An 11449-nucleotide genomic window follows, 5' to 3' on the forward strand; every position below is an offset into this window, starting at 1 on the left:
CTCGGCTTGTCAGATCAACCATGGACTATGGGAAATTCACACCTTGAAGCCGTGGACGCGAGGTTGAACCTGCTTTGCCCGTTGCAAAAATGACACGAAGTTCCCAAATTAATGCAGGGGCGGGCGGCCCGGGGATAAACATTGTGATGATTGAAGGAGAGGTAACGGATGCGCGACCCCTATGAGGTCTTGGGGGTGCCGCGGGGCGCCAGCGCTGCGGCGATCAAGAGCGCCTATCGCAAGCTTGCCAAGAGGCATCACCCCGACAACAACAAGAACGATCCGAAGTCAGCGGCGCGCTTTTCCGAGATCAATACCGCCAACGAGATCGTCGGCGACGAGGACAAGCGCAAGCAGTACGACCGCGGCGAAATCGACGCCGAGGGCAAGCCGCGCTTCCAGGGTTTTCCCGGCGGCGACCCGCGCGGGCGCGGCGGTCCAGGCGGTGGTTTTGATGCCCGTCAGTTCCGCAGCGGCGGCGCCGGCCCCGGAGGCCTTGGCGGCAGCCAGTTCGAGGACATTCTCAACAGCATGTTCGGTGCCGCAGCCGCGCGCGGCGCCCGCACCGGCGCCGGCAATGCATTCGAGTTCGACTCTGGCGGCACAGCGCTCGATCTCGATCTCAACGTCGCCCTGACGGTGTCGCTGGAAGAGGCCGTGAAGGGCGCGGAGAAGCGCGTTCGGCTGCCGACCGGCAAAGAACTCAACGTCAAGATTCCCGCCGGTGTCACCGCTGGCCAGCAGATCCGGCTCAAAGGGCAGGGCGAGAACGCGCCCGGCCATCGCCCTGGCGACCTCCTGATCACGGTCGGCATCGCGCCGCATGCCTTGTTCAAGGTCGACGGCAGCGATCTGCGCGTCGAACTGCCGATCACGCTGTATGAAGCCGTGCTCGGTGGCAAGGTTCGGGTGCCGACGCTCGGTAGCGCTGTCGAGTTGTCGATCCCGAAGAATACTTCGAGCGGCCGGACCTTCCGCCTGAGGGGCAAGGGGCTTCCGATGCCGACCGGCACGACCGGCGACCTGTTTGTTACCACGCGCATCATGCTGCCGGACGGCAACGACTCCGAGCTGGAGGCGTTGATGCAGAAGTGGCGCGACGCACACCCCTACAATCCCCGCGGCGATCTTAGTTAACCGGTTTAGGCAATTTCGGTCCCGCAATGATGTTAAACAGGGCGCCCACAAGGGGCGCCCCTACGTGATATCGATATTCTGTAGGGGAGCCCCTTGTGGGCGCCCTGTTCGACCGTCATTGCCGGACCCGAGCCGACCGCGGTGGCTCCTGACGCCCTCAAAACGTCATAGTGGGCAGTGAAAGCCACGACCGGGAGGGGATGGCTCATCGCCGCACCCACGACTCGGATTTCCCATGTCAGCACATATATAAGCGTAAGGGCCGGCCGGGCGATCCACGGCTGCGGCCCGCGTTGTCAAGGACTGCACAACCCGACTTTTTTGTCCTATGGGTCTCGCCATGGAGCGATGGGCAGCCGCCCGTTCCTCAATCGCTTCGACAGAAGCCTTAAAGATCATTGCCGCTCCGCCGGGAGGAAGAATGCAGGGAATGCTGACCGCGCTGCGGCGTGGCTTCAAGAGACGGATCGGCTGGAAACGGCTCGGAATCGCGGCGAGCCTCCTGATCATCGCTTTTGCGATCACGACGCTGTTCCGCACCCTGCGGGGCATCGATACCGGCGTCCTCCTGACGGCATTGACGGAGATACCGCGCCGGAACATCGCGCTCGCCGCGCTGAGCGTGGTCGCCGCATTCTGCACGCTGACATTCTATGATTTCTTCGCGCTGCGCACGCTGGGCAAGAAGCAGGTGCCCTATCGCATCGCGGCGCTGTCGAGCTTCACCAGCTATTCGATCGGCCACAACATCGGCGCCACCGTGTTTACCGGCGGGGCGATCCGTTTCCGGATCTATTCGGACTACGGGCTGAACGCCGTCGACGTCGCCAAAATCTGCTTCCTCTCCGGACTGACATTCTGGCTCGGCAACACCTTCGTGCTCGGCATCGGAATGGCCCTGCACCCTTGGGCCGCCTCGGCGATGGACCAGCTGCCGCCTGCCATCAACCGGCTGATCGGGCTCGGCGGCATCGCCGCCATCGTCGCCTATCTGGTCTGGCTCACGGCCGGCGACAACCGCCGCGAACTCGGGCAGAACGGCTGGAAAGTGGTGTTGCCCTCGGCGCCGCTGACGCTGCTGCAGATCCTGATCGGCGTGGTCGATCTCGGATTTTGCGCGCTGGCGATGTATCTCTTGATGCCGGCGCAGCCCGGCATCGATTTCATTTCGCTGGCGGTGGTATTCATTTTGGCGACGCTGCTCGGCTTCGCCAGCCACGCGCCGGGCTCGATCGGCGTGTTCGACGTCGCCATGCTGGTCGCGCTGCCGGAATTCGGCAGGGAACAGCTGCTGGCGACACTGTTGGTTTTCCGGATCCTGTATTTCCTGATCCCGTTCGGGACTGCGGTCAGCATCATGGGAACGCGCGAGCTTTGGCTCAGCGTGGTGGTGCCGTGGCAGCAACGCCGCAGGCTGCAGGAGGCCTGCACCGTGCCGCCCGCCGCGGTGCCGCAGCCGGTGAAGCGGCGGAGCTCGCAAGGCTGAAAGCTTCCGTCACCACGTCTTCCGGTTTTTGATCCATTCTCCGGTTCCACCTGGCATTCCGCTCCAACAGTGACATCAAACCCATCATGGCCCGAATCTGCCTCCGTTTACTGATTGCAGGCGCCCTGACCGCGGCGGCGCTGGCGGCGCTGCCGGCACCGCCGGCGGCGGCGCAGAACCCTGCCGCGGCGGCGCCAGGCGCGCCGGATGGCGAGATGCAGATTGCGTGGGAGGTGCGCAACCGCTTCCGGCTGTTCCGCGAGGAGCGCGATTTCCTGCTCCATGCCGACAGCGCGCGCGGCGGCGGCATTCTGGCCTCGGAACAGGCGCTCGAACTGCAGAGCGACGGCCGCGGCTGGGCGCGCAACACGGTGAACCGTCTCTGCATCGATCTGTCGGGCCGCGTCAGCGAGCCCTGCACCCGCGACAATGTCAAGGAGAGCTATTTGACGCCGGCGGATCATCCGGTCACGGTGCGGCTGACCGGCCCGGTTCCGGTCGGCGCCACCTGCGCCTGGTCGTTCGACGATGGCGGTGGCGCCAGGCAATCGACGTTGGATTGCGCCGCGCCGGTCGATCTGCGGGTGCGCTATGGCCGCACCACGCTGGCCAGCGTCGATGTCTCCAGCGGACCCGAGGCGCCGCAGCGGTTTTCAACCGAGATCGCCGTGCGCGACATCTTCATCGCCGGCCTCGGCGACAGCATCGCCTCCGGCGAAGGCAATCCGGACCGCGCGATCGCGCTGGCGGACGAGGGTTTTTGCTTCCGCAATTATCTTGCGACCGCGGCGGCGCAGTATTATCGCCCGAGCCGCGCCGGTTACAAGGGCGGACGGGCCTGCGAGGCTCCGGACACGCTGCAGATCTGGCAGCGCCAAAGCGCGCTGTGGTTCAATGCCGCCTGCCATCGCTCGCTGTACAGCTACCAGACCCGCACGGCGCTGGCGCTTGCCGTGCAGTTTCCGCACATCGCGGTGACCTATCTGCCGCTGGCCTGTACCGGCGCCACCATCCCCGATGGCCTGTTCGGCCCGCAACGCGCCCGCGAATGCCCGCCGACCAAATCGGCCACCACCTGCGCCGGCGGCGTCAATGCGCAGCTGGACGAGTTGCGCGAGGCCCTCGCCGCGGCGAAGCGCCGGCAGCCCGACCGCAAGCTCGACCTGATCCTGCTGTCGATCGGCGCCAACGACATCAATTTTTCCGGGCTGGTCGCCGACGTCATGGTGGACACTCCGACCGAGCGCACGCTGTTTCGGCGCAGCGGCGTGATCGGATCGGTCGAGGATTCGCGCGCGTTGCTGGCGCGGGACCTGCCGCAAAGCTTCGGCAAGCTCCGCGAGGCGCTGAAGCCGCTGGTCGGCGGCGAGCTGTCGCACGTGGTGTTCACGTCCTATGCCAACCCGGCGCTCGCCGACGGCGCGCCCTGCCCCGGCGGACGCGCCGGCTTCGACATCCACCCCTCCTTCAACCTGCGGCCGGAACGGCTGGCGGCGGTGTCGAACTATGTCGACCGCGAATTCCTGCCGCAGCTGAAGGCGCTCGCTGTGTGCCAGTCCGGCGTATTGTGCCGCGATCCTGCTGCCGACCGCATGACCTTCGTCGATGCCCATCAGGCGGCATTCGCCGGTCACGGCTTCTGCGTCCGCGCGGCGAGCGATCCGGAATTCGACCGGGCGTGTTTTTCAGCGACCGGCGACAGCTTCGATCCTGACATTGTCGCTTCCGCCAGCCAGCCGATGCTGTGCGGCCGCAGCGCCTCCGAATATCGCGCCTATCTGCCGCGCGCGCGCTGGATCCGCGACGCCAACGACAGTTACTTCGCGGCGATGACCTATCCGCAGGGACTGCCGGCTTCCAGTCAGCCCGCCGATATCCATGACGCGGCCTGGGGCATTCTTTCGGCGGTGTATGGCGGCGCCGTGCATCCTTCCGCCGAAGGCCACGCCGCGATGGCGGAAGCGGCCCTGCCGGCCGCGGTCACGGTGCTGCAGCTCAACGCCGCCGTGCCCGAGGTGACCGCCGAGCCGGCGGCGCCGGTCGTGACCGCGCCGGACACGCATTGACCTTCAACAACCTTCAACCGCCGCGGAGACTTGCGCAACGGCGAGCACCCCTTACGGCGTGATCGTCACCGAATAGGGAACCGACACCCTCGTTCCCTGCCCAACCGCCAATACGTTGGTCGCGAACAAGTCCGAACTGAAGGTCTCAAGCCGTGTTTGGCCCTTCGGCACGTTGACGACGATGTCGCTGGGCAGCCCGCACGGATTGGCGCGCGGACCGATGCAGAAATTCAGCGCGTAATCGACGCCGGCGTTGACCGGCGGCGCGTAAAAGCGAAACTGCAGCGGCTGAACCAGGCTCGGCTTTCTCACCGCGAGGATCGCCAGCCGGCGTCCGGGCGGAAGCGTACCGGTGATGGTCTGGCCGGCCTCAGCCGGCGCCGGCAGGGAGCAGATCATCGCAAGCGCGGCAAGAATTCTGTTTCGGGTTCGCATGGGGTCCTCGAACATCCGGAATGCAATTCGGGGTTGCGACAGCGGATGATTGTCGCGGCGCCAAGACAATGCAAGCGATTATTTTTTGGCGCGAGGCGATCGATCAGGCTCGACCGCATTCAGGCCGAGCGATTCCGAACCCGTCATTGCGAGTGTCGCACCGGCCTTCGGCCGACCCGCTTGGATGAAACGGGCTGGATGCGGGCCGCCGAAGGAGGGCGACCACAAGGCTCGCCCCTACAAATATCGACATGATGGGGCGCGCACGCCAATGGAGCGCTCCCCCCATCACGGCCCCGCGCAAAAACCTCTGGTTGTAAAGCGGCGGCGGAGTTGCTAGCCTGGCTCGGGGAGCCGCGCTTGACGGCGTTGTCCGGCGGATCTCAGCCCTGGGGGGAGCGAGATGGTGCTTTGTGCTCCTGTTGTCGTCGGGCCGATTTCCCCGTGTGTGGACAGCGTTCGCGTCCAGAACCAATTGATCGGGGCGACGGTCGCCATTCTTCGCAATGGCGGCCAGGTCGGTGGCGGCGCGGCGACGTGGACCGACCAGACCTTTGCGCTTGATTCCGGCGTCACGCTCAATCCCAACGACCAGATCACCGCGACGCAAACGCAGAGCGGTACGAGCAGCGCAGCGACACCGATCCCCGTCATTGTTCAGCACAAGCCGACCTCGCCCTTGAATGCGGTGACGTTCGCGAGCCCCGTACTCAACTGCTCCAATGCCTTGTTGATATCCGGTACGGTTCCGGGCGCCAAGATCACGCTGACCGACATGGCGGGAACGGTTCGCGGAACCGGCGTGGCGTCGCAGGACGGATCGGTCGGCATCGCCATCTCGCCACAACTGGCAAGCGGCCAGATCCTGCGCGCCGCGCAATCGGCCTGCGGGCTGACGCAGACGACGCCGAGCGTGGCGCCCGCTCCGGCCGCCCTTCCCACCGACCTGCCGCAGCCGATCGTCGAGTCACCGCTCTACGCCTGCGCCGGTTCGGTCACGGTATCGGCTGTCATTCCCGGCGCGGAAGTGACCTTGATGCGAACGGCGGGGCCGACGGCGACCGGCGCCTTCGCCGTCTCGTCGGAATATTTCAACGTACCGGCGCTCAAGCCGAATGAAACCGTGACGGCATCCCAGGCCTTTCCGAAGTGCCGCCCGGAAGTGAAGAATGCAACATCCGCGCCGGTGAAGGTGGGGCGGGCGCAACCGCCGCCAGCCCCGGTCGTCGTCGGTCCGCTCTGCCCGGGCGCGCTTTCGGTTCGGCTCACCGGGCTGACGGTCGGCGACAGCGTCGAGGTTTTCCAGAACGGCGCCTCGATCGGCCAGGCCGGCGTCGCCAAGACGACTACGGATTTCTATGTCAGCACCAAGCTCTTAGCCAGCGCGAAGATCACCGCGCGCCAGCATAACCAATGCGCCAACAAGCTCTCGAGCGCGGTTTCGAATACCGTCACCGTCAGTGCGGTCGCGGCCGCGCTGACGCCGCCTGCGATCACCAAGCCGCTGTACGAATGCGCCTCGCTCATTCGCGTCACCGACATCCATCCGGGGGCGCTGGTCCAGATCCTGTCGGCGAAGAACGGCCTGATCGGCTTCAAGACCGTGTATGCGGTGGCGGCCGACATTCCGGTGGCGCCGCAGCTTACGGCCGGCGACCATATCACGGCAGTTCAGATCGGTTGCGGCGACACCTCGAAGACGTCCGCCGCCGTGGTCGTGGACACGCTGGGCGACCTTGCGCTGCCGACGGTGCTGCCGATCACAACCTGCGCGCGGTCGGTGCGCGTTTCGCAAGTGACGCCTGGCGCGATCGTGGACGTGTTCCGGCAGGTCGGGACCAATGACCTCTGGCTTGCTTCCGCGACGGCGACCCTGTCGACCACAGATGTGCCGCTCGGCTCAGGCGTCACGCTGACGGCGGGCGAGGCCTTGACCGCCAGACAGCGGCTCTGTGCGAAAGTCGCAGGCCCGGGCAAGCCGACCAGCGTCACGGCGGGTGTCTGCAGCTATACCACGCAACATTTCGATGCGATGCGGACCGGCTGGAATTCCTATGAGACGACGCTGACCCAGGACAGTCTCGCCACCGGCTTCGGCGTGCTCAGGACGCTTTCCGTCAACGGACAGGTGTTCGCCCAGCCGCTTTATCTGCGCGGCGTCACCATCAAGGGCGTGACCCGTGATGTGCTGATCATTGCGACCGCGACCGACTGGATCTATGCCTTCGATGCCAACTCCTTTGCCGAGGTCTGGCCGGCCCGGCAATTGATCCAGGCCGGTGGCCGGCCAATCCCGTCCGCCGATGCCTATAAGGAGGGACCGGGCGAGCCGACCTATGCCCCGGACATCCAGCCGACGCTCGGCATCATCGGCACGCCCGTGATCGATCAGGCCAATCTGATCATGTATGTGGTGGCGACGTCGCAAGGCCCGTTGGTGGGTTCCTCGCGGACCACGGTGACCAACCTGCATGCGATCGATCTGACCACGGGGCTGGACCGGGCCGGTTCTCCCGTCGCGGTAGCGGCGCAGTTTCCCAAGAATGCCGACGGGACGCCGTTTGGCGACGGCACCGTCACGGGTGGTTTTCTGCAGTTCGATCCGACGCGGCAGATGCAGCGACCGGGCCTGCTGCTGGCGCAGCGCAAACTCTTTCTCGGATTTGGCTCCTATGGCGACTTCACGCCCTGGCACGGCTGGCTATTGGCCTACGACGCCGCGAGCCTGACCGCCGTCGGCCATTTCTGCACCACCCCGGATCAGGTGACGCCGACGCCGCCCGATGCCGGCAACAATGGCGGCGCGATCTGGCAGGGCGGCATGGGCATCGCCGCCGATAATGCATCGCTGTACTTTTCGACCGGCAACGGACCGTTCAACGCCAACAGCGCTACGGGGCGCAACTATGGCGATTCCATCTTGCGTTTTTCCCTGGACTTCGCCGTTGGCGGCGACCCCGTGCTGCAGCGAGCGGACTATTTCTCGCCATGGAACCAGTACGTTCTCTGCGGCGATGACGGCGATGTCGGCTCCGGCGGGGTGATGCTTATTCCGGGCCAGGTCGGCGGCAAGAACCTGCTGGTCCAGTGCGGAAAGTCCTCGCAAGTATTCGTGCTGGACCGGACCAATCTCGGCAAATACAACGGACCGCCGCCGAACCTGCCGCCCCCTGGCGGCCAGACCTTTACCAACAACGTGGTCGATGACCACTATACGCTCGACGGCGGCGGGGTCTGGGGCGGGCCGGGCTATTATTCGGACGCGACCGGCCAGCCCGTGGTGTTTTACAGTGGCACCAACGGGCACCTCAATCGCCTCACTTTCAACGCCCAGCAGCGCCTCACCCAATCGGCGCAGACGGCACAGACCTTCTCCTCCGGCAACAGCAATGGCTTCACGGTCAACGTGTCGTCCAATGCCGCGGCCGAACGGACCGCGATCGTGTGGATGGTCGATCGCAACAACCTGCCGGCCGATCCCGATGTGCGGCTCTTCGGCTACGATGCCGACACCCTGAAGAACCAGCTTGTCGAAATCATCTGCGGCTCCTGGACCACCAAGGGGACGTTCACCGATCCGACCGTGATCGATGGACGGGTGTTTGTCGGCTCCGACGGTCAGGTCACGGTGCTCGGCATCGACCCCGCCCTCGGTCCCGCCTGAGCCTGCCAAAAGACGAGAGGGAGAGTTGACGTCATGGTTGCAGCGATATGGTTTTCGATCCTTCTCGGCGCCGATGGTTTCGTGATCTCACTTGGGTTGGGGCCGCTGGTTGCGGGCCGCAAGCGCTACACGGCCGCCGCCGCTTTTGGTGTTTGCGACGGGGCCGCCATCGTGATTGCGCCCCATCTGGGATCGCCATTGGCGAGCGCAATGTCGTCGTGGGCGGATCGCGCGCTGCCCATGCTTCTGATCGCCTATGCCGTTTATGTGGCGATCCTGACGCTCAATTCGCGGGCGCTGGCCGGAGGCCGGGCCGGATGGCTGCTGCTCCCGATCGCGTCCAGTATCGATAATCTGGCAGCCGGGCCGCTCTCCGGCAGCACGGTTCCCCTCGGCGCGGTCGCATTGATGTCGGCATTCATCAGCGCCGCGATGTCGTTGTTGGCGTTTGCCACAACCGACGCGCTGCAGAAAAGCGTTCGCCTTGCCCCTGAACGGCTTGCGGCGGCGGCCTTGCTGGTCGCCGCGGCCTTGCGAATATCGTTCGTCTAGAGCCTAGTCTTTTCGGACTCGGTCGTTGCGGCAGCTTGCGCGCCGGACTGTGACAGTATTTCAGAGACGATGACAACCTCTCGCGACCGGCGCGCGAGATCGTCCTTCCGATAGGGCTTGGTAAGAACGACCGCGCCGGCGCGCAACCGGCCGTGTTTGGCCAGGGTCTCCAGTGCATAACCCGAGGTAAGGAGTACCGGCAATCCGGGCCGCAACTGTCTGGCAAGATCGGCAAGTTCCCAGCCATTGATGCCAGGGGTGGGTAAGAAAGAGCGCGGTGCGCCGGTGAACCGGCCGGCAAGACTTTATTTTATTTTTGTCTCGGCCGCGATCAGCTCTCTATCTTCGGCGGTCCTGATCGTCAGCCGTATTTGTTCGCCGCTGCCGCCTTCAGGGATCGTCGCGGCAATGCGATTTCCGTTTTTCGGGTCGGCGATCACGGCGTCATCGAACAATACGGCCTCGCCGCGTTTCAACGTGACGCGCAACAGCCTGGCCGGCTCGATGCTGAAGAACTGAAGATTGACGCTCGATGCCCCGGCCGAGAGATTGATCAGGATGTTCTCGTTCGCATCCGTCACGTTGCTCATGCCGGCGGTCGGGCTGTAGGTTTCCGCAATCGACACTTCGCCCAGTGCGGGAAACCTGGCGCTGTGGAAAAACTGGTCCGACACCCCCGCCCACAATTCGACGTAAGGCCGCGCTTCGTTCGGGTCCTTGCGCGCGTCGGTTTCGTTCGTGAACGACGGAAATCCCCAGGTCCACATTTTCAGGCCCGGCGTGACCCTGTTGTCGGCGATGCGGATGATCCCCTCTTCGTTGTCGTGGTTGATCACGCCCCAGAAATTGCCGCCCTGCATATCGGGCGCCGCGTAGGCGATGCCCATGGTCGGCCAGTTCCTGAAGTAGCGCAGTTTTTCGAAACGGCTCCGGCCCGGACCCAGGCTCTCCTCGCCGTCGGCCAGATTGGCCGACCAGGCGGGCGTGCTGTAGGCCCGGATCGGCGCGATGATTTCGGCGCCGCCGGTGGTTTTGGGATTTTTCGGGTCCGATCCCGGCGCCAGCGTGGTGCAGGTCCAGTACTCGTAGTCGATCGTCTTGTCGTGCGGATTCTTCAGCACCATGCGGGCATCGATCGCGGCGCGACCGGCTTTCAGCGTGACATAGTAGGTCGCTTCGATGCCCGTCGAGCCGGCCCTGAACACCCTCGGTGCCGCGGCATAGGCGAAATCGTCCTTGAGCGACATTGCCACCGTCACTTCGCCGGCACTCTCCTTCACCACCTCAAAATCCCACGGTTTCAGCCACGTCTTGCCGTGCTCGGGATCCGGGAAGGTGGGGAAGATGCCGCCATACACCATCAGCCAGTCGTAATAGAAATTGCCGGCTTTGATCCCGTAGGGCACGCCTACTTGCGTGCGATAAAGCTGTTCGTGTCCGGTCGGCTTGTAAATGATGGAAAGAATGCGCCCGCCAAATCCGGGCACCAGCGTGACCTTCAGATAGCGATTCTCGAGCACGCGGGTCCTGAAGGTGCGATCGACGATGGCCTTCTTGTCGAGCGACCCGCCGACCAGTCCGTTGTCCGCGGAGGTCGCGTACTTGACGGTGCTCCACGTGATCGTCGACTCGCTGAGAGACACCCTGTCGGGCACCGGCGACGCCGCCTGCACGACGGCATGAAACGCACAGACCGCCGAAAGCACGGCCGCCGCGAAACCGATACGGGTGCGCGATGGAGCATGTATCGCCATTGACGTCGCTTTCGAACCAGCGCAAGCGACAATTCTAGCATATCGATGCGCCCGCAGCGAGTTGGTCCAAATCTGGTTTCGCGGGCCTGTCGCACAACGCACTCAGGCCAGCCGTCAAATTAACCGCTTCGGATTTTGCAGTCGGTGCGTCCATGGGTCGGCGCCGCCGGTGGGTAACACAGGAGGTCATAAGCTCCCCTCCCCCCGCGCGCATTCGCGCGTGGCGGGGAGGGGTGGGGGGGGGGGGGGGGGGGGGGGGTGGGCCGACCCAAGGCTTCTGGGGCCGGGGGCGCCCCCCCGGGGCGCCCCCCCGCGGGGCGCGGGGGGGGGGGCGGGGGGGGGGGGGGGGGGGGGG

The 11449-nt window shown here is 65.1% G+C and carries 7 protein-coding genes; 5 read left to right on the top strand and 2 right to left on the bottom strand.

From position 1 onward, the window contains the following. Window positions 1-168: 168 nt before the first annotated feature. The 3 genes from ABSG20_RS19020 to ABSG20_RS19030 all read left to right on the top strand — a co-directional run bounded on the left by ABSG20_RS19020 (window position 169) and on the right by ABSG20_RS19030 (window position 4689). Window positions 169-1137, top strand: coding sequence for a DnaJ C-terminal domain-containing protein (locus ABSG20_RS19020; RefSeq protein WP_423866057.1), 969 nt, complete (start codon window positions 169-171; stop codon window positions 1135-1137). Between the two features lie 421 nt (window positions 1138-1558). Then, on the top strand, window positions 1559-2623 hold the full coding sequence (locus ABSG20_RS19025) for a lysylphosphatidylglycerol synthase transmembrane domain-containing protein (RefSeq protein WP_423866058.1): 1065 nt from the start codon (window positions 1559-1561) through the stop codon (window positions 2621-2623). A gap of 86 nt (window positions 2624-2709) precedes the next feature. Continuing rightward, a complete protein-coding gene (locus tag ABSG20_RS19030; protein WP_423866059.1) occupies window positions 2710-4689 on the top strand; it encodes an SGNH/GDSL hydrolase family protein in 1980 nt (659 codons plus the stop codon). Between the two features lie 51 nt (window positions 4690-4740). Here ABSG20_RS19030 and ABSG20_RS19035 read toward each other — a convergent pair whose 3' ends face one another. Further along, complete coding sequence (locus ABSG20_RS19035) at window positions 4741-5124, bottom strand: hypothetical protein (protein ID WP_423866060.1); 384 nt, start codon at window positions 5122-5124, stop codon at window positions 4741-4743. A 448-nt stretch (window positions 5125-5572) separates the two neighbouring features. Here ABSG20_RS19035 and ABSG20_RS19040 point away from each other — a divergent pair, with 448 nt between their 5' ends. Both ABSG20_RS19040 and ABSG20_RS19045 read left to right on the top strand, forming a co-directional pair. Continuing rightward, on the top strand, window positions 5573-8788 hold the full coding sequence (locus ABSG20_RS19040) for an Ig-like domain-containing protein (protein WP_423866061.1): 3216 nt from the start codon (window positions 5573-5575) through the stop codon (window positions 8786-8788). Between the two features lie 33 nt (window positions 8789-8821). After that, window positions 8822-9340 (top strand): MntP/YtaF family protein, encoded by a 519-nt coding sequence (locus ABSG20_RS19045; protein ID WP_423866062.1) that lies wholly within the window; start codon window positions 8822-8824, stop codon window positions 9338-9340. A gap of 305 nt (window positions 9341-9645) precedes the next feature. On the opposite strand, the gene ABSG20_RS19050 is transcribed toward ABSG20_RS19045, so the two are convergent. Beyond that, a complete protein-coding gene (locus ABSG20_RS19050) occupies window positions 9646-11094 on the bottom strand; it encodes a DUF5107 domain-containing protein (protein ID WP_423866063.1) in 1449 nt (482 codons plus the stop codon). Window positions 11095-11449: the final 355 nt, after the last annotated feature.

It is taken from the genome of Bradyrhizobium sp., assembly GCF_049512235.1.
In the GTDB taxonomy this organism is placed as follows: Bacteria; Pseudomonadota; Alphaproteobacteria; order Rhizobiales; family Xanthobacteraceae; genus Bradyrhizobium.